At 47.0% G+C, this 20,533-nt stretch carries 16 protein-coding genes; 10 read left to right on the forward strand and 6 right to left on the reverse strand.

Features of this window, described 5'->3' with window-relative positions:
- Positions 1-16: 16 nt before the first annotated feature.
- Both OXH18_RS07890 and OXH18_RS07895 read left to right on the forward strand, forming a co-directional pair.
- A complete protein-coding gene (locus tag OXH18_RS07890) occupies positions 17-304 on the forward strand; it encodes an MSMEG_0570 family nitrogen starvation response protein (RefSeq protein WP_268611960.1) in 288 nt (95 codons plus the stop codon).
- A 58-nt stretch (positions 305-362) separates the two neighbouring features.
- Positions 363-1,121, forward strand: a complete 759-nt coding sequence (locus OXH18_RS07895) for an SDR family NAD(P)-dependent oxidoreductase (RefSeq protein WP_268611961.1) — start codon at positions 363-365, stop codon at positions 1,119-1,121.
- Positions 1,122-1,206: 85 nt separating this feature from the next.
- Here the strand turns inward: OXH18_RS07895 and OXH18_RS07900 are convergent, their stop codons facing one another.
- From OXH18_RS07900 to OXH18_RS07915, 4 genes are all read right to left on the reverse strand, one after another.
- On the reverse strand, positions 1,207-1,425 hold the full coding sequence (locus OXH18_RS07900) for an NblA/ycf18 family protein (RefSeq protein WP_268611962.1): 219 nt from the start codon (positions 1,423-1,425) through the stop codon (positions 1,207-1,209).
- 158 nt (positions 1,426-1,583) lie between these two features.
- Complete coding sequence (locus OXH18_RS07905; protein WP_268611963.1) at positions 1,584-2,621, reverse strand: AI-2E family transporter; 1,038 nt, start codon at positions 2,619-2,621, stop codon at positions 1,584-1,586.
- A 189-nt stretch (positions 2,622-2,810) separates the two neighbouring features.
- Positions 2,811-3,806 (reverse strand): ketol-acid reductoisomerase, encoded by a 996-nt coding sequence (gene ilvC / locus OXH18_RS07910; RefSeq protein WP_268611964.1) that lies wholly within the window; start codon positions 3,804-3,806, stop codon positions 2,811-2,813.
- A 172-nt stretch (positions 3,807-3,978) separates the two neighbouring features.
- A complete protein-coding gene (locus tag OXH18_RS07915) occupies positions 3,979-4,575 on the reverse strand; it encodes a hypothetical protein (protein WP_268611965.1) in 597 nt (198 codons plus the stop codon).
- Positions 4,576-4,987: 412 nt separating this feature from the next.
- Between OXH18_RS07915 and OXH18_RS07920 the strand changes: the two genes are divergently transcribed.
- From OXH18_RS07920 to OXH18_RS07955, 8 genes are all read left to right on the forward strand, one after another.
- Complete coding sequence (locus tag OXH18_RS07920; protein WP_268611966.1) at positions 4,988-6,322, forward strand: homoserine dehydrogenase; 1,335 nt, start codon at positions 4,988-4,990, stop codon at positions 6,320-6,322.
- A gap of 149 nt (positions 6,323-6,471) precedes the next feature.
- Positions 6,472-7,137: an endonuclease III domain-containing protein gene (locus OXH18_RS07925; RefSeq protein ID WP_268611967.1), complete on the forward strand. Its 666-nt coding sequence runs from the start codon at positions 6,472-6,474 to the stop codon at positions 7,135-7,137.
- Between the two features lie 755 nt (positions 7,138-7,892).
- Positions 7,893-9,158, forward strand: a complete 1,266-nt coding sequence (locus OXH18_RS07930; RefSeq protein WP_268611969.1) for a response regulator — start codon at positions 7,893-7,895, stop codon at positions 9,156-9,158.
- 11 nt (positions 9,159-9,169) lie between these two features.
- Complete coding sequence (locus OXH18_RS07935; protein WP_268611970.1) at positions 9,170-9,526, forward strand: response regulator; 357 nt, start codon at positions 9,170-9,172, stop codon at positions 9,524-9,526.
- A gap of 7 nt (positions 9,527-9,533) precedes the next feature.
- Positions 9,534-10,178 (forward strand): chemotaxis protein CheW, encoded by a 645-nt coding sequence (locus OXH18_RS07940; protein ID WP_268611971.1) that lies wholly within the window; start codon positions 9,534-9,536, stop codon positions 10,176-10,178.
- A gap of 70 nt (positions 10,179-10,248) precedes the next feature.
- Positions 10,249-13,095, forward strand: a complete 2,847-nt coding sequence (locus tag OXH18_RS07945) for a CHASE4 domain-containing protein (RefSeq protein ID WP_268611972.1) — start codon at positions 10,249-10,251, stop codon at positions 13,093-13,095.
- Between the two features lie 129 nt (positions 13,096-13,224).
- Positions 13,225-15,606 carry a methyl-accepting chemotaxis protein gene (locus OXH18_RS07950; protein ID WP_268611973.1) on the forward strand — a complete coding sequence of 794 codons (2,382 nt, stop codon included), beginning with the start codon at positions 13,225-13,227 and terminating at the stop codon, positions 15,604-15,606.
- Positions 15,607-15,624: 18 nt separating this feature from the next.
- Positions 15,625-18,783 (forward strand): response regulator, encoded by a 3,159-nt coding sequence (locus OXH18_RS07955; protein ID WP_268611974.1) that lies wholly within the window; start codon positions 15,625-15,627, stop codon positions 18,781-18,783.
- On the opposite strand, the gene gntF is transcribed toward OXH18_RS07955, so the two are convergent.
- The gene (gene gntF / locus OXH18_RS07960) at positions 18,767-19,534 is read right to left on the reverse strand and encodes a guanitoxin biosynthesis pre-guanitoxin forming N-methyltransferase GntF (RefSeq protein WP_268611976.1); all 768 of its coding nucleotides are present in this window, start codon (positions 19,532-19,534) and stop codon (positions 18,767-18,769) included. The genes OXH18_RS07955 and gntF overlap by 17 nt on opposite strands.
- A complete protein-coding gene (locus OXH18_RS07965; RefSeq protein ID WP_268611977.1) occupies positions 19,521-19,967 on the reverse strand; it encodes an S-adenosylmethionine decarboxylase family protein in 447 nt (148 codons plus the stop codon). The genes gntF and OXH18_RS07965 overlap by 14 nt, the downstream gene beginning before the upstream one ends.
- Between the last annotated feature and the right edge of the window lie 566 nt (positions 19,968-20,533).

A 20,533-nucleotide genomic window follows, 5' to 3' on the forward strand; every position in this document is an offset into this window, starting at 1 on the left:
TTTGCATTTTTTGCGTATGCCTGAAATTCGCTTTCAAATTCAATGGCCTGATGGTTCTCAAGAAATTTGCTACTCACCTTCGTTGGTGATCAAAGACTACTTTACACTTAACCAAGACTATAGCCTAGACGAGTTTGTGAATCGATCGCGTACCGCTTTGCAAATTGCAAGCGATCGGGTGCAAGCAAAATATGGTATGCCCTGCGGATTAGCACTGGGACAACTTCAAGACATTGAAGCAAGAGCTACACAGTATCATCAACATCCTCAACCAACGGTACGAGTACTGCGCTTTATTGAATAACGGAAGAGGAGAATGAACCACTTGCTTGGGCAATTAGATTTAACGATGTCTATCCACCATGATTGACTTAACCGGAAAAACGATCCTAGTAACAGGAGCCTCCAGAGGCATTGGTGCGGTAACGGCTTTAACCATAGAGAAGGCTGGAGCGTCAGTAATTTTGCATTATGGACAGGGACAGACGGACGCTGAAAGCGTTGCTGAGCAAATGGAGTCCGATCGCCACTGCTTGATTCAAGCGGATTTAAGCCAGCCTCAAGCGGCTGAATCCTTGTGGCAGGCGGCGATTAATTGGCAGGGAAAAATTGATGTAATTGTCAATAATGCCGCTGTTATGCCCTATGTCAGCGTTGAAGAGAGTGAGGATGAGTGGTCACGGGTATGGCAAATGACCTTGCAGGTCAACTTAATTGCCGTTGCAGATCTATGTCGCCTAGCTATTCGACATTTTCAAACCCGACAGGGCGGCACTATCATCAATATTGCAAGTCGCGCTGCTTTTCGGGGGGATGCACCCAACTTTATGCACTATGCCGCTTCTAAGGGAGGGGTGGTGGCACTAACGCGCAGCATTGCCCGTGGTTTCGCAAAAGACAAGGTTCTGGCATTCGCCATCGCTCCAGGGTTTGTTTATACCGATCGCATTGCTGCGATGATGCAAGAGTCGGGTGCAGAAGCCATCACCCAAGATATTCCACTAGGCAGTCCTGCCTCGCCCCAAGATGTTGCCAATACGATCGCGTTCCTTTCCGCAGGATTAGCCCCCCACATGACAGGAGCCACTCTAGATATCAATGGCGCATCCTATATGCGATGACACAATGCGATAAAACAGTAATCCAGACTGTTCATAACCTGCAAAGCAAGCGTCTTGACTTGCTCTGCCTAATCTAAAGTAGAACTTAGCCCGCTGAAAAGAGAGAGTCGGTCAGCCAGTCCTCTTGTCCAATGCCCCAGGCATTTTTCAACATATCGCGATACAAGTTTTCCCGAACTAGCATGTCTTCGTGAAACTTGATTAAAATTTCTTGGGCTTGCTCACGCGACATCCGCCGGACTTGGTCAGCAAAGCTGCGATGGTTGAATTCTTGCTCTAGTGACAATTGCGGGTGAGTATCCATATCCTTGTCCTCCAATTCCAACGACCAGCAGCAGTTACATAGCTGGCTGTAGGTATTGATTTGTTGTAGGTATTTTGTTTGTAGCTCAATCCTAACGTCTTTGTTAAAAATCATCAACTCTACTTGCGGATGATAACCTTAAGTGGTATTGCTGCTACCTAAGGCGTAGATTCATGGGTCTTCCACTGATCAAGCACGTCTTTAATCAACACTTCCTGAATCCAAATTTGGCAAACGATCGTCAGGGGAATCGCCAACAAGAGTCCTAAAAAGCCAAAAAAGATAGCGAAAATAACCTGAGAGATCAAGGTGACAGCTGGTAGCAGCGCCACCTGTGTTGCCATCACATAGGGAACTAGGAGAAACTGTTCAAGCTGTTGAATAACGACATATAGCACTAGAACGGCTCCGGCTTTCCAAGGAGCATCGAGTAGAGCAATCGCGATCGGAGGAATGAGGCTAAGAGTCGGGCCGATATTGGGAATTGCCTCCAGTAACCCTGCGAGGGCGGCATTCGCTAATACCAACGGCACTCGTAGTATCCATAGCCCGATCGCGCTCAACACAAACAATGCAGCCATGTTGATTAATACCCCCCGAATCCAGCCAATTAACGAGACTTCGCAGCGCGAAAGAATCACATCCACTCGGTGACGGTAAAACGCTGGAAATAGCAAGATAAACCCCTGACGGTAAGGACGGGGATTCACCAGCAGCATCACAGTCAGGATAATAAACAGTAGCAGGCTTAGAAGAATGCCTAGAAAATTGGAAAAAAGCGAGAAGAAATTATTGAATGTCCATTGTACAAACGGTTGCGCTTGCCGAATGACATCATCAACCCGAGGAAGATTGTCCCACAGAGAACCTGGGACTTCGTTTTGCATAACAATCAACCACGATCGCAGTTGAACTAGCCCCAGCGGCACTAGCTGGGTCAACAGTTCAAACTGATTGATGAAGGGTGGCACAATCAGCCAACCGAATAGAGCCAGCAACACCAAAAAACCGAGAACAGACAACACCGCTGCAAAGCTGCGCTTCGCACCTGATTGCCGCAGCCGACGCACAATCGGATTCAGTACGGTCGAGAACACAACCGCCAGAAAAACCAGCAAAAGAATTTGCCGAATTCGCCAGAGAATATAAAGCGATATCAGCAGGGCAACCAGACCCAGCAATTGCCCAAATTTCACAGCCTGTGCTCCTCTCGATCATGCACAAGGTACGATCGGTTTGAATGGTTCAACTCACACTATGGACAATTGCCTCAACGATATACATCGGTCTAAAGAATTAGAAATAAAAGGGATAGGCAACAGCAGAAAAGCCAAAGAAACCGTCCCAGACACGTTCCCGACGCCCGACTCCCGATTTCCCACACTCTACACCTTTTTCAACCAGCTAAACATCGCGCGTAAATCCTTACCAACTTCTTCGATTGGATGTTCAGCTTCGCGTCGCCGCATTGCCGTAAACCCGGCTTTACCCGACATGTTTTCTAGGACAAACTCGCGAGCAAATTGCCCGGTTTGAATTTCACTGAGGATCTTTCGCATTTCGGCACGAGTCGCATCCGTAACAATGCGAGGTCCACGGGTCAAGTCGCCGTATTCAGCCGTATTGGAAATGCTGTCACGCATTTTGGCCAAGCCGCCTTCCACGATCAAATCCACGATCAATTTCACTTCATGTAAGCATTCAAAATACGCCAACTCTGGCTGATAGCCAGCTTCCACCAATGTTTCAAAGCCGGCCTTAATCAAAGCTGACAAGCCGCCGCACAACACCACTTGTTCCCCAAACAAATCGGTTTCAGTTTCTTCACGAAACGTGGTTTCCAAAATGCCAGCGCGAGTGCCACCAATACCTTTAGCGTAGGCCATGGCTCGATCGCGGGCTTGTCCCGACGCATCTTGATACACGGCAAACAAACAGGGAACCCCTTCTCCTTGGGTATAGGTACGCCGCACTAAATGTCCTGGACCCTTTGGAGCTATCATAACCACATCGACATCAGATGGTGGCACGACTTGTGCAAAGTGAATATTAAATCCGTGTGCAAAGGCTAACACCTTGCCCTCACGAAGATGTGGCTCAATTTCGTTTTTGTAAACCGTCTTCTGCACTTCATCTGGCAGCAAAATCATGATCAACTCGGCGGCAGCAGACGCATCAGCAACGGATTTGACAGCCAGTCCTTCCGCTTCTGCTTTGGCAGCCGACTTGCTTCCGGGATACAATCCCACAACCACATTGACGCCGCTATCCCTCAGGTTGAGCGCATGGGCATGTCCTTGAGAACCATAGCCGATAATAGCAACCGTCTTTCCACTTAATAGATCTAAATTTGCGTCCGCATCATAATACATCCGAGCCATAAACTTTCTCCATCCGCGCAAGCGAGTGACTTATTGCCAAGTTCCTGATTTTATCAAAAACTGAGACTCGGAATGCTAAAAAGAAGCGATCGCTGACAGAGTGCTTCAGGCAGTCGCTCGGGTGTTAATTAGATTCAACTCGACAATCTGTCCTAATGGTCAAGTCTAACGGTCAAGACTTGACCTTGATTTGCATTTTTCCAGGTGGACGACGTGCCATCCGAATTGAATAGGGCAACACGCCTACGAGCATAGCGAAGGCTTCATCAGGAATGCGAGCGATCGTCTGCTGATCAAAGTAGGTTTCAAACTGATTCAAGATCATCTGAGCACGCTTTAGGGGGGACGACTGATCGGTAAATTGCTGCGTGAGTTTGATCCATTGGCGACGAATCAAATAGGCATCCTGTTGCTCTTTATGAGAAGCAGGGCGAATCAGCGACAGATTTCCCACCGGAATCACCTGCTGGCAGTCTTGGTCATAGCTGCCACCGATCGCGGCTCCTGGTCCGGCAAATTCAGCATGGAACGTCTTGTACAAAATCAAACCGTTGCGGCGACGATGACTCACTACCCAAACTTGTCCAGTGCGAATGTAGTGCAGAATCCTGTCAGGCGAGGCATCCTCGATGACGGCAGGAAAGTCTTCCCAAGCGGGTTGTGCCATGCCACGTGAGGGGGGGGCTGAGGACAAATCACTCACCAAACGAGCAGGTGAGGGAGCAGCGATCGTTGGCGGTGTCTCGTATATCCGCTTGGCGCTATCCATCTCAACTCACTCCTAGAGGTGGGTGGAGAAAACAACCCAATCTTCTTAACATAGATGCCCCATTGGGATGAAGGGTGAAAATACGTAAGTAATAGTAATCAGTGTGTTGTGTAGGATTACATCTTAACCAGTATTTAAGTTCTGTGGGATTTTTAACTCAACAATGGACCCAACCTCATCCTAAATAGTACAGTCGGTGACGGAATGCTGCATTCCATTGTAGGTTACCCCAACTGCCCATATCTTGAATCCAGCCTAGGAAAGATTGAAACATCTATAAAGATTTGGTTTCATCCAGCTTTCATCCTATCCGATCGCCAGTTCTTAGCATCAAAAACACAGACAGAAACGCGGCATTGTCCGCACCCGCCTACAATTGGGATGGACTCTATCAAAATAGTGAGTGGATACTGTGGCGTTTAAGGTCGGTTTATTGGGACTCGGAACCGTTGGAACTGGAACTGCTGAGATTTTGGCAAATCCAGCCCAGCGGCATCCATTGTTGCAAGAATTGGAAATCTATCGAGTGGGGGTGCGATCGCTTGAGAAACCTCGTACTGTTCCTCTCGCTTCCAATGTGCTGACCACCGATCTCGAATCGATTGTCACTGATCCAGCCGTTGATATTGTGGTAGAGGTCATTGGAGGACTAGAACCAGCCCGATCGCTAATTTTGCAAGCCATTGCCCATGGCAAACATGTTGTAACCGCTAACAAAGCTGTGATTGCTCGTTACGGAGACGAAATTTTTACAGCCGCCACGAATGCAGGAGTCTATGTGCTGATCGAGGCAGCCGTAGCGGGAGGCATTCCTGTCATTGAACCGCTGAAACAATCGCTGTGTGCCAATCGCTTATACACGGTGACAGGGATTGTCAATGGCACAACTAATTACATTTTGACCCGGATGCAAACCGAGGGCAGTGACTTTGATACGGTGCTGGCAGATGCTCAACGCTTGGGCTATGCTGAAGCTGATCCCACCGCGGATGTCGATGGCTTTGACGCGGCCGACAAAATTGCCATCCTGGCTTCATTGGCCTTTGGGGGTCGCATCAAGTTACCGGAAGTACATCGAGAAGGTATCCGTCAAATTACGGCAGCCGACATTGCCTATGCCGACAAACTTGGGTTTGTGATCAAGCTGTTGGCGACCGCCCAACGAAATGTGGAGGCTGATGAAACAATCAATCAACCCGATCGCCTCCAGGTACGAGTCCATCCAACGTTGCTTCCCAAAACCCATCCCCTAGCCAGCATTAATGGCGTATACAATGCGGTGCTCATTGAAGGCGACCCGATCGGCCAGGTAATGTTTTTTGGGCCGGGGGCCGGTTCTGGTCCAACGGCCAGTGCCGTTGTTTCAGATATTCTCAACATTGCCGCCATCCTCAAAGTCGAACGAGGAGCCGCTGTGCAACCCAATGGTCAACCCCTGCTCGATCCGCTATTGGCTTGTTCCCATCAACACTATTGCACCATTACACCGATCGATGAGTTGGTGACACGCTTTTATGTCCGGGTGTTGGCCCAAGATAGCCCTGGAGTAATTGGTAAGTTGGGTACTTGCTTCGGCAACCACAATGTCAGTTTGGAATCGATCGTGCAAATTGGATTGCGCGACAATCGCGCTGAGATTGTGGTCATCACGCATCATGTCCGCGAAGGCAATTTTCGTCAGGCCCTCGAAGAAATCAGCGCGTTTGAGGGAATTGCCACCGTGTCGAGCGTATTGCGGGTGTTATGAGCGCCGGCGTTGCTGAACAAACGCCTGAGCGCCTGAGCTAGGCCCTCACTTTTGACAAGAGTCGAGGATGAGGACAATTGGCATCGCTCATTGCGCTAAGCTGCTTTTAATAAAAGCCTGACACCATTTCTGCTTCGCCCTAACCTGCCATGCCCTCCCAACCGTTCGATATTGATTGTGTAATGCAGCGACTCCGAGAAGCGGTTGCCCCCTATCCCAAAGCTGCTATGTTTGAGTTGGCCGAGCAGGGATATCGATCGCCTTTTGAACAACTGATTGCTTGTGTTATTTCTATTCGCACCTACGATGAAGTCAGTTTGCCTGTGTCTCGGCGATTGTTTGAACGGGCTAATACGCCAGCGGCAATGGTGTACCTTACTCCTAATGAGATTGATCAGTTGATTCAACCGTGCACTTATCATGAACCTAAATCTAAACAAATTTGGGATATTGCCGATCGTATTATGAAGCAATATCATGGAGAACTACCCTGCGATTATGATGTGCTTGTTTCCTTTACCGGAGTTGGGCCTAAGTGTGCTAATTTAGCGCTAGGAATTGGCTGTGGGCAGTCCCGCATCAGTGTTGATGTTCATGTGCATCGTGTTACCAATCGCTGGGGATATGTGCAAACGCGCACACCGGAGAAAACCCTTGCCGCCCTAGAACAAAAACTACCCCAAACCTATTGGGTTGAACTCAACGAATTGCTGGTTCCGTTTGGCAAACATATCTGTCGCGGCAACTTTCCTCGTTGTTCCACCTGTCTACTATTGGAGATGTGTCAGCAGGTGGGAGTAACAGCCCACCATTAGCCAAGTAACAAGTAATAGAATGATCGATACTGACCGTCTCATCCAGGATATTTTGAGTTAAACGGTCTTGATGCTATCTGCTAAACAAGTGTCAAATTCTTTGCTTAAATAAGCAAGTTCTCAATTTAAGTGAAGTTTTTGTAAACTGTTTATCCATGCGATGGCTTTAAAGCCATCCCCACGTTTAAGGTATAGGTTCAGATGGGTCAGTGTGCGAGTCAGGGCTGGATCGGTACGCCAAGGTTAAAGGTTGGTTGTGAACGGTCAGTTGCTTGAAGTCGTTTCATGAAGATGGGGTGCGTAACCTGTGGAACGTTCAAGTAGCGAGGGGTGAGTCTTCCGAATTGTCCTCTCTCAGATTTTATCTAGCTTCTAAGATAAATCTGGTTTTTCAGCGGCATCCAACTTGACTGTGATGCAATGGGTTGCTCGGGGCGTAATGAGCCTGTCCGAGTGGGCATTATTGCCACCTTATTATTTCCTTGTCTTTGTTTATCTACATTTTTATTGGTTTGGGTGCATTCCAAGTTTTCAATCCCTCTTCATTCTCCGCTTCTACTGTCAAGCTGAGAGCAGAACTTAGAGAAGGGCTATAAACGTGGGATGTACTCATCGTTTTTCCTGTTATGGGTTTTCAATTTATGGGTTTTCAACTATATAGATCACCTACTCGGCATTGTAGTTAGCTTCACTGTTTCGGCTCTCAACTTCGATGCTAAATGTCTTCTGGTTTCACTCTAAATTTTTGCCGATGTATGGATATACCAGTCACCGATCGCTTTGCTTTTCAAGCACAAGAATTGCCCCAAAAACTCAATCAAGTTTTAGAAGAAACCCTGACCGGATATTGGCGGTGTGAGTTACTCAGGTTCGATCGCAAGCGTCGCATAGAGCCGTTCTATGTGGGGTTATTGAAAGGGCGAGTTGTCTGTTCAGGACAGCAGATTTCTTGGCAAACCCTGCTTGAGGTACTTCAGCGCTATATTCCTCGGTTTCGCAACGAAGCGGTTCACTCACTCTTGGCCGTTCGTCAGGAGTTGAGTCTTACTTCACAAAGCACTAAACCAACTGGCTTACCTGAACTGTTTGAGGAATGCTATCGCCTCAACTTAATTAGTCCGCAGGAAGTTTCAGAAGCAATGCGGTTGAAAATTCTAGCGGATTTCGACACCTATTTATTTGATTATCCAGGGCAAGCCCAATTTATTCCATCGTTTCACCTAGGCGATCAAGTGCCGATCGCTGGCTTTAACCTGCGAGAGTTATTGATCGAAGCGAAGCAGCGACAAGTTTGGTGGAACAAGCTCCAAACTCAAATTCCTTCAATGAGTTGTGTTCCTGTGTTGAATCAACGTGCTGTTCAAGCTTCAAACTTGACCCCAGAGCAAAAGCAACGCCTAGAGTCCTTGACTTCGATGGGCAAAAGCTTGGATGAGCTTGCCATTGCCTTTGCTCAAGATTCATTAGAAATTGCCAAAGTGTTTGCCAAATTGATGAGCGAAGGGTTGCTAACACTGACTTCATCAACCCATTCGTCAAAGGTCCCTCCGGCGGTTCATTCTCGTGCAACACCAGAAATTTTAGTTGTCGATGATTCGCCACTCTTGCTGAAGCAGTTTGAGAATTTGGTGACACGCTGGGGATACCAAGTGAACACCTCAATCAATCCAGAAACCGTGATTGAAAAGATGCTAGACATCCATCCGGCGATCGTTTTTTTAGATATCAATATGCCCGGTATCAGTGGGTTTGATTTGGTCAAACAAATTCGTCGCTGTCCTGAATTTACAACTATTCCCTTGATTATATTAACGGCAGAGAAAACATTGACCAACAATTGGCGTGCCCGCTGGAGTGGATGTCGCTTTTTATCTAAGCCCTTAGCCGCAAGCGAAGTGTCTCAGTTTCAGATGGAACTTCGGTTATTACTAGAGGAAATGGTTCCTTTGCCTGCCTCTGGCTTCACACGTCCGGCCTACCAAAGCGAAAATCATTATCAGCTTAGAGACAGTTCAGTTTAGGAGAGACCATTGTGCGTTTTTTAGTGGTGGATGATAGTGCAGTCGATCGACAATTTTTAGCATCAATGTTGGAAGAGTTGGGGCACCAAGTTGATGTGCATGACAGCACAACTGGCGTCCTTGAGAAGCTAGAAATGGGTGAGTATGCCTCAATGTTTCTAGACATTGTGATGCCAGAGAAGGACGGCTATAAGTTTTTGCGAGAGTTACGCTTGAACCAACGCACCTCGAATCAACATGTGATCTTCTACTCAAGTAAGAGAACAGCACTAGAAGTGAGCTATGGACTGAAACAAATTGGAGTTAATGATTATTTAACCAAGCCCATTACCCGTGAACGACTTGAGCAAGCTTTACGCAGAATCTGAAGTGACTATGAACGCCGTTAATTCCCTGCTTGGAATCGAAGAGTTTGAGGATGTAAGAAACCTTGAAGGAGTCCCTTGCAATTCATCAGCCAATCAATCTGATAGTGACAAGCTCATTGAATCAGATGCTCAATCAATAACCACACCCGTCACGGAAGCAACTGCGGAACTAGACATTGAGTTAGACAATGAATTAGAGGGTGAATTGATTGCTAAACTCAATTCTCTTTCATTTTCTCTACAATATCGCTACTTAATCACTCAAATTGAACACCAGCAATTCGCCTTTCCTTTAAACTGGGTGGCTGACCTAATTCTGATCGAGCAGTCGCAGATTCTTTCATTACCTTTCTATGGACCGATGCTGCTTGGAGTGCTTCATTATCGGGGCGAGGTAGTTCCCCTCGTTGTTGCACCATTGACACCCTTTACAGACATCGCTACAGTCGCTCGACGCTTGAGGACAAAACACACAGTAACCGCCGTTCGGCTGAATCAATCTGTTGGTAAACTTGCCGGTATTGGTATCGTTGTCGATCGCGTCATTGAACGGATGTCCAGTGTTCCTGCATCAGTTCCTGCAATTGAACCTCCCTCTCTTCGAGTATTTCAACTAGAAGACATTCCTGCAAGTATTTGGCAGCCTCGTTAACCATATGCGATCGCGGTGCAGTTCTTGTCATTACATCATTACGGTAGTTTAGATAACCAAGTATGTCCTCATGAAACTTAGAAGTAAGGTGTTATTTGTATTGAGCCTGGGACTCATTGGGTTATCTGGAAGTTTTTATGTGATTTCCAGAACTCTCTTAACCAGCGGTTATGCTCAACTAGAACAACAGCAGACTGATCAAGACGTTCAACGGGTTTTAGATGCCCTGTCACAAGAGGTGGATAACGTTTCTCGGTTTGCGCTTGACTATGCAAAATGGGATGAAACCTATCGATTCATTGAAGATAGAAATCAAGAATATATTGACAGCACCTTCACGAACTACATCGATGCCTTACAGATGAATGCCATCCTGTACGTAGATGACTCCAACAAGGTTGCTTTCTCGTTGGGGGCTGATCTGGCTGCGGGCAAAGAAGCTTCTGTGTCTCAAGCGCTGCTCAATCAACTGAACCCAGCAGGGGCGTTGGTAAAACACGCTGATCCTCAAAGTTCAACTGCTGGAATTGTTCAATTACCTGAAGGCCCCATGCTGATTGGTTCTCGTCCGATCGTTACCTCCGAAGGAGAAGGACCCATTCGCGGTAGTGTAATCATGGGGCGCTATCTCAATGATGAATTGTTACAAGAACTGGGTAGACGCACCAAATTACCAAATCTTGCCATTGAACGATTTGACTCAACCCAATTACCATCAGACTTTCAACAAGCTCGGCAAGCATTAACCGGCAATTCAGACGATGCGATCGTGGTGCAAGCATTAGATCAACAATCGGTAGCAGGGTATGCTCTAATTAAAGATATTTCCGGAAACCCAGCATTTCTGTTGCGGGTGGTTGAACCCAGAGATATTTATGCCCAAGGACAAGCTAGCTCAAATTATCTAATTCTAGCGATTTTGGTGACAGGCTCGGTCTTTAGTGTTGTCATTCTGTTCTTCCTAGAAAGAAACGTATTGTCTCGCTTAAGTTATCTCAGTAGTGGTGTGACTCGAATTGGCAGTCGTGGCATCTCGAATGAACGAGTTACTTTAGCAGGAAACGATGAGCTATCCAATCTGGCAACGACGTTTAATTCGGTACTAGACCAACTTCAAACCTATCAAACGTCCTTACAAGAGAACGCTACGCGGCTACAGCAGCAAAATCAAATTGTGGCAGATTTATCTCGGGATGAATCGTTAGTTCAGGGCGATCTCAAGCAGGTATCCTATCGGTTTACAGAAGTGTTAGCCGAAACCTTAGAGATAGAACGGGTGAGCATTTGGCTCTATAATTCCAATCTTTCTCAGCTTGATTGCATGGATTTGTATGAACGCAGTGTAAATCAGCACTTTGAAGGATTCAGCCGATCGTTGAAAACCGCACCTCGGTATTTTGAAGCTCTGATTACCGATGGTATATTGGAATCCACTGAAGCACAGACTGATCCTCGGGCGATCGACTTAGTAGACTATCTGCAACGCCATAATATTGTTTCTATTCTGCATTTTCCAATTCAAAGTTCAGGACGCCGGGTCGGCGTTGTCTGCTGTGAACAGGTATGCGATCAGCGGCAGTGGCAGCCTGAAGAGCAAACGTTTATCTATTCCATCGCTAATTTGGTAGCCCTGGCCCTAGAAAGTGAAACCCTGCAACGCGAGGTAGGGCATTTGCTGGAGATTGTGTCATCGGTGGGCAATGGTGATTTGAGAGTGCAAGCAGAGGTCAGCGATCGAATTACAGGTCTGGTGTCTGATGTGTTTAACCATCTGATTGAGCGATTGATTGCAGTATTGCACCAAGTTTTAGAAGCAGCCCATCAAGTGTCCACTGGAGCTAATCAACAGAAGAACTTAGCTGAAACAGTTGCAACCTATGCAAAACAACAGGCCGAGTCGATTCGTGAAGTTTTGCATTTGACAGAACAAATTGAACAAACAGCGAATGATTCGATCGAGAAAGTGACGGCAACTAGCGAATCGCTGCGAGCCGTTTCGACAACTGTAGAACGAGGACAATCTGCTATCTCAGCAATGACTGAGGGAATTGATGTTTTGCAATCTGGAACCGATCGAATTATGCAGCAAATGAAAACGCTGGGTGAGTTCGTGGGATTGGCTGATCAATTTGTTCAAGACCAAAGTCAGATTGCATTTGTGACTCAAACGCTGGCCTTAAATGCCTCCTTAGTTGCTGCCAGAGCTTCTGAACAACGTGATCCTAGGCAGTTTATTGTTGTGGCTCGCGAGTTTGATTCAATCGCCGAACAAGTCAGCAAGTTAGCTCAACAAACCAATGAAGGATTGGTGACACTTGAACAACGAAGTAACCAAATTCACAGTGTTGTTTCTGCAATCGATGTGGATGTGCAAAATTTGGGTGAACTCGTGCGCGGCTTTACTCAAGGCGTGGATCAATCCCATCAAGTTTTCCGAGATGTGAAGGCAGTCACTAATGAGGCGGTACAAGCCGGAGAGGCGGTGGCCCAGTTCAACGCCAGAATTGCGATCGCCGCCCAAACCACCGCTACCGTGATGCGAGATATTGCAGCCTTATCTGCCCAAACCGCTGAATTGACGCAAGTCTCACAGCAACAATCGGATCAGATCAACGCTCTGTCGAATCAACTACTTCAAAGTGTGCAGTTCTTTCAGTTACCGAATCAACCCCTCAGTTCAACAACGTCACCTATATCAATTCAAATTTCTCTTGCACAGCCCCATCAACGCTTAGGCGATCAATTGCCCCGCGAATCACTTCACAGAGATTTGGATTTAACTGATCAATTCATTGATATCGAAGAAACTCATCCACTTGAACCTATTCAAGAAGGAACCTCACGAAGCAAACAATCACAAGAGATTCAACCCCAAGCTTCCACAGTTGAATTTCCTCTTTCGCCAGCCTCTTCTTGAAACATTCGTTGTGCCGTCTATTGCAGCGTTGGGTTATGCCTCAATACTTGAAAATTTATGTCTAAAACTATACTTTTATAGTTCAGCTTTTCATCCTAACTCTACTGAAATCATTCTTCCTTTCTATCTATGACCTCTACTCCCCAAGAGTCACAATCTAGTCAATCCTATCTGTTCGATCGCAATCAACGCCCCTTGCAGAGTAGACAACGATCGCAACCGCGATGGCGCTTTCGTTTTTTGGGTTTTAGAGTGTTTTTCCCGGTAATAGGGAGTGCCTTACTGGGTATTGCAGGCATTGCTTTTCTGTGTGGTGAAGTCGTCAAATACCAAGCAGAGGAAGAAATCCAGACAATTCTATCCAGTAAAGTTCATTTGCTCGATTCGACCTTGATGCAGGCAGATACGCTAGCCACGGCCTTTCGCAGCAGTCTTCTAACGCTGCACTCACAGAACGCTAAAAATTCAGATACGTATCAAAAGCTGACGTTGGAATTGTTTAAAAGTCGTCCGAAAGCGGTGGCGGGTTTGGGGTTTGGGCAAAGCCAAAACGGTTTGTTGCCAGAACAACGCTGGCTTTTCTCATATTTCTTCTTAAATTCCAATGATCCCAACGCGGCAGGGCAACCCCTGCCTGCACCAAACGAGTCAATTCGCTATGTAGACGGAACACAGCCAGGTAACTTTTATCCTGACTCCGATCGCTATCGAGACTTCTTTTTGCCCCAAATTGATCTCTGGACGCTGCCCTATCACTCGGCAAATGGATTGCAAACAAGCTATTACTCTCCCATCTTTAACGATCGTGGCAAGTGGTTGGGCACCGTGTTTGTCGATGTTGATGGTGCATTTCTGCAAGAGGCATTGGCAGGTTCAGCTTTAAACGATCGCGGATATTTTGCGCTGCTCACTCCAGAGGGACAGGTGGTGTCGGCTCCGGAAACGCCAGTTGGTCATGGAGAAGACTATCGATCGATAGCTGGGCTAGATGCCGTGTGGTTACAAATGGCCGAAGGACAGTCGGGGTTGATTGAGGGCGAAAAGGGCTATTGGGCATATGCGCGGCCACAAAATCAGTGGCTAATGGTAGCTTTTGTGCCCTACGAAGCGGTCTTTAATCAACTTGCGTGGATTGGTATCGGCGGTATGGCTACCGTAACAGGATTATTGCTGCTAATTTTGGTTTTAGCGCTGCAATCGTTCAAGCGACGATTACGTCCTTTGTTAGACGAATGCGATCGATTAAAGTTGGAACAGGAATCTGTGGTAGCCGCACAAGATGAAATCGCTCAAATTTCTGAAACATTCTTTCAATTGCTAGAGCGAGTCAAAGCCAATGAAACACAACTTCAGCAAGATGCAACTCAGATTCAGAGACTCGAAGCGCAACTTAAACAGGTAGCGATTGTAGAACTGGAACAAAAAACATTGGAAGCGGAAGTTGAACATTTGTTCAATGTAGTGGACTCGGTAGAGCAGGGAGATTTGCTCGTTGCAGCGCAGGTCAGGTCTCAAAAAATGGGACTAGTTGCGGATACTTTAAATCGCTTAATTCGTCGATTGGGACAAACAATGAGTTATATATTGAATGTGACTAATGATGTTACTCAAGCGATTCAACCGATTAAGCAACATCTTGCTCTCGTAACTGATTCGACTCGAGTTCAACAACAGGAAACCGATCGCATACAAACGGCAATAGATCAGATCCGTTCAACGGCTCAAGAGACAACCCTTGAGGTTATGGCGGCAACAGAAACCATTGAAACCACACGTGCCGCCATTCGCGCCGGACAGCCAGCTATTGAAGCCATGATGCAAAGCATCGATCTGCTGCAACAGGGTACCAGTCAACTGATCAAACGATCGCAAACCCTGAGTAATTACGTGGAGTTAACAACTCAGTTCGCTAAAGAGCAAAAGCGAATTGCAGCAATGACGCGCGTTTTAGCAGCCAATGCCTCTATGTTGGCAAGCCGTGCTGCCGGTCAACAAGATCCCGAACAGTTTGCCGTCATCACTCGCGAGTTTGAAACAATCGCCACTCAGATTAATCAATTAGCTTCTCAAACTAATCAAAGTTTGGGGACATTGAAACAGCGGACGGAGCAAATTCAAACGGTTGTATCCGGTTTAGATTACGACATTCAAGCCATGAGTCAGCAGATTGACCAATTCGACACAGGTGTGGAGCGATCGCAGCAATTATTGGATCACGCAGAGTTGATCAGTGATTGTATGGCGCACATGAAACAACAGTGTCTTCAGTCTCACCAAGCTATCTCTGCTGCTGCTGAAACCACGATCGCCTCTATTCAACAAATGATCGCGATCGCTGACGAGACACTGCATCATACCGATTTGTCTCAAGCGCAAACGCAGCAAATCGAACAACAGATGCATGCCTTGCAACATCAAGTTAAATTCTTCCAACTTCAGCCCGTACAGCGTCAGGCTCATCAACTACAACTGGTGGAAGCAGCGGCTAGCTCTAAACCCTCTGATCGTTAATGAGATTGGTGACTGATTATGTCGATTCGAGAAGTTAATCCTTCGTCTTTGGATGCAGATACGATCGCTGAAGTTCAGTTACAAGAAGAGCTTCGCAGCTTATTTACTGTAGATACCCAAACCTATTTGGAAAAATATAGCCAACTAGCACAGGGCCTAAAGCCTGACGCTTGGAAGACAGATATTCAGGAACTCTATCGTTGCATCCATACGATTAAAGGAGGAGCCGTTACCGTAGCAGCCGAGGCGGTGTTACAGGTAGCTACCGCCCTCGAAGATCTGCTGTCAGAGCTACGCTATCTTGAATCGCCTCCCCTGGAGACAGAAAACCTCTTACAGCAGGCTTTGCTGGAGGCAGGAGAATTACTCACAGGGGTGCTTGTGCAAAACACCACAGAGATTGCCCCCATCTTGCAACGGGTGCAAACGCTGCACAGTGACATCCGAGCACGATATCTGTTGCAGTGGAACCCACAGCGGCAACTGCATCAAGATTTTGCTGAACACGGGCTAGATATGGTGGTGCTAGAGCTACAAATTGATTTAGAACGCCTGCCTGCTGCCGAATGGGTACCGACTGCAACAATCGAGACGGCTCGACAAACGTTAACCAAGCTGCATCAAATTGGTGCTGAACTGCAACTAGCAACGGGTTGGACGGCTTTGCTGCATCAAGCGGAGGAATTGCTAAACTGTCCTAGGGTTGATGTCTGGCAATCTCAGTGGTTTTTATTGTTTCAGGCGCTCAAGACGTGTGCGACGCAGAGTGGCAGTCCAGTGATGTTGAAATGGACTGTGCCAATCGCGTCTATGGATGTGAATTCGATACTCAATTCAACGACAACTCCCGATCGGGCTACCGCCTGCTCAGATAGTAGCGTTACGATTGAAACGACCCCTAACGCTATTTCCCCGGAGGAAGCGGCATATCAAAGCTTAACCGCAGATCAACGTGAGGATTCAGATGTAATTGCCCTCGATTCAATCGATTTCAGTGAGTTCTTAGACAGTGAATTTTTACAGAATGGGACAACCGTTGCCGATGGAGTCGCAAACAATCATCCATCTGATCTTGATTTTGCTGCTGTTGATTTGACTGCCGTCGAACAACCTGAACTTCCAGTAGCTGAGGCTGAGCCTGTATCGTCTGAAGATTCGCTTCAAACTTCGCTCGCGCCAGACTCCTCTCCTGCTGCTCCATCGGTTTCTCAGCTAGAAATCCTGCCAGATACTGCCAGCGTACAAATTCCTGTGTCTCTGGAAAAGCTTGATCGATCGGCACAATATCTTGTGGAAACGCTGTTAACTCTGCGATCGACGCACGGATTGTATCAAACGCTGCAAAGCCAAATTGCTCAACTGGTAGCTCTGGCCCAGGAAGGGATTCAGTCAATCACACAGTTACGTCAAATTCAGGATGATTATGCTTTGTTAGATTTGCAGAGTAAGCAAACTCCGCAGGGCTTAAACCCAGAACGATATCGCCAGGGCTATACCCTGATCAATCGCCTGCTTGAAACAAACCTCCGCCTTTCCGAAATTGGAGCGGAAGCCGGTAAAATGACTGAGCAAGTTACCGACAGACTACGTACCGTTGATGACACCGTTCTCAAATTACAAACTACGATCGAAGATAGCCGTCTAGTGTCGTTTCAGAGTTTGGGTATTCGAGCCAAAGCCATCTTGCGCGACCTTGTCACTCGCTACAGTAAGCCTGCCCGTCTATTGGTTTTGGGAGAACACACAGAACTAGATGCCAGTACGGCCCGTGGACTAGAGCCAGTTTTGCTGCATCTGATTCGCAATGCCTACGATCATGGTTTGGAACCACCCGCCGATCGCCAGAGTCAGGGGAAGCCAGAACAGGGCACAATTGTGTTATCGCTGCGGCGCAATGGTAATCTCTTCTCGTTAGAATTCAAAGATGATGGGCGAGGAATTGATGCCGAAAAAATTCAATCGCGAGCAGAGGCATTGAACTTTCCGTTCACTCAGACAGCCACATTCGACGATCTGCTGCGGGTGATTTGTCAGCCTGGGTTTAGCTCTGAAACAAAGGCAACTGAACTTTCTGGGCGGGGCGTCGGCATGGATGTGGTAATGGCGCAAATCGCTCGGCTGGGTGGACAGCTTAGCTTACAGACAGTTTTGGGAACAGGCACTACATTTCAGATTCGATTTCCAGCCCCACGGTTATTAGTGCCTTGTCTATTGCTGCGAACGGGGGACTATACTTTTGCTATTCCCAATGATGAGATTAGAACGATTACACTGCTAGGAAGCTTGAATGCAGTCCGAACTGAGTACTGGACTAAAAATCCGAATCAAGACTTGCATGCAATCGAGAATCAAGAAATTGCTAAAGATGAAACACCGGTGAACCCGATACTAGATCTGGTAGAGTACTGGCAACCAAACCTGGGAAATCGATCGTTGGCAGATACAGCCATTTGTTTACTGATTCAGCCTTCTGTTCGACCTCACCCCGATCCTGCCTCTTCAGGAGGAATTTGGCTACTTGCAGACGAACTCCTAGAACAGACTGAATTAGTGATTAATCCCCTGCCATCCCCATTGCTGGCAGCCAAAGGCTTATTAGGTGTTAGCTTACAGGTCAATGGTTCTCTCGTTCCAGTATTAGACCCTCAATCGTTAGTAGAGTGGTGGCAGCAGCGCTCCTTCCAACAAGCCGAATCAGCGACGATTGACCCAGTTGACTTGGACAACGAGGCAACGGCTCAGTCCGTACAAACAATTCTGATTGTTGATGATGCGGCCCTAATGCGGCGACGGCTTGAGTCTAGCTTAAGTGCCAATGGCTTCGTCATTCAAACCTGCGCAGATGGACAAGAAGCTTGGAATTGGTTACAAGAACATCCACATCCCAACTTGATTCTCACCGACATTGAAATGCCAAATATGGATGGATTCACCCTGATCGATCGCTGCCGTCAAACCGGAATCACCGTTCCCATTTTGGTAATTTCATCTCGCCTATCCGAGGAGTGGTTTAACGAAGCCAAGCGCTTGGGGGCAACAGACTATCTCACCAAGGGGTTTGCAACTGTTGAGTTGATTAATAAGGTGAACAAGCTGCTGAGGCGGCTGAATCTGTCTGAGACAGATAGCGTTGGAGTCGCGCTTGATTCTGAAACGAGTTCTACCGCTCTGCTTTAACCATACAGATACTGCTAAATCCTTGCTCTGTCCAGGCCCCGCTCCGAGCCACTTGAATCTCTGTTTTGGTAGCATCAAATCCATTAGCTTGCAACACAGCCGCCAAATCTAATTCATCGATGTAGGCTGTAGGAAAGTCTTTATCCATTACAGCATACGAACGGCACTGTCGCATCGCCGTTAAGTACAGCGTTCCACCTGGAGCCACAAGACGCAACAGATGATTCATGAACGTCTGCCAGTCGGTTTTCGAGGAAGAAATTGCTTCTGCACAGTAATAGGAAAATACCAAATCGTACACAGCGTCGTCTCCTAGAGGACATGGGTGCCGTAGATCAATGGATTTAAGCTGAGTAATTTTTTGGCGCAGTTGCTGTTGGCGTCGCTGTAGATCGGTTGTTGAAATGGTTTCAGTTTCTAGTGCAAGTATTCCTCGCAGGTAAATCTCCCAATTATGAGCGCTGGGGTCTTGCCTAAGCCATTTGCTAATCTCTTGAAGATTCTCTGGTAGGTAATCAGCTAAGTGTAGCTCTTCAACATAGGTCACAAAACTACAAGCGTGATGCAGCGTGGGTCCGCAGCCAACCTCGATCGCCCGTGAAAAAAATCGCCCGTCATGCCGCAGATGGTTCAGCGCAAATTCAAAGTTCGCTTGCTCGTCATCGGCAACAGACGGAGTGGCATAATACTGTCGTAAGTATTCTTGAGGTTGCCACAATGTATCATAAATCTGTTGCTCAGCTTGCAGCATGATACATGACTCCTCTGACTAAATAGTGCTGTTCATGAGATTCTGCTTGCAGGCGCTCATACAGAAACGCGATCGTTTCTTCAATATTCAGATCGCCGCAGGTGTAGATATCCAAGCTGACAAAGCGTCGTAACGTCAGTGTGTGGATTGACATACCCGACTCAATCAGCGGTACCCAGCCAGACAACCCTGCTTTATCAGGAAACTGATCATCGGGCGATCGAAAGATAAAAGGAGGAGCCTGTTTGTGCATATTCAGAAGATTGGTCAGATCTTCTAGCAGTTGATAGCAAAACGATAAATCATCACAGATTGCCTTACTAACACCATACAAATCAACGTGTAAGCTTTGTCCAAAGGGAGGGGCAATATGAGTTTGCCGCTTCTGGGCGATCGCCAAAGCACTTTCCTCAACCACAGATTCGTGCAACATGCTTTGCTTTTCCTTGTGATAGCTAGAAATTGTTTGCTGATTGGAGAGATTATCCGGTCAACGATTGTGACCACCGTTGACCATCCTCAACCCTCTATCAACAGGGATAGGGATGACGGCACTTCCAAGCTAGCTCCTTTGCTCCCACACACAGGGGCAACTGGGGAACTAAGGGCTAATACAGACTGCTCGATCAAGCATCGCCGGGTTAATTAGTGGGAGAGACAGACTTCAACACAAGCGATCGGGCAACCATCTTGCTAGAAGACAAACTGCCCGCGCCATCAACACAGTTAGTAAAAAAGCCTCGATCTGCCCACTCAAAACCCTTCTTGTCAGCACAAATACTGAAACTGCAAGTCTAAGAATTTACGAATCTAGAATAAGGGAAATTACTGTAGAAAACAAGTAGAAAACAGGAGAAATCGATAAATTAAACGAAATTTAGGGTAAGAGCATCGAAGTAAGTTCAAGCGAACCTCATTACCGGTTCATCTACTCTCGACACAGCGTGCATTCCACTAATGCAGCCCTTATCCTACATCCTTCTCTCCAGGCTGGAAGAC

The organism is Thermocoleostomius sinensis A174, from assembly GCF_026802175.1.
Classification (GTDB): Bacteria; Cyanobacteriota; Cyanobacteriia; order Elainellales; family Elainellaceae; genus Thermocoleostomius; species Thermocoleostomius sinensis.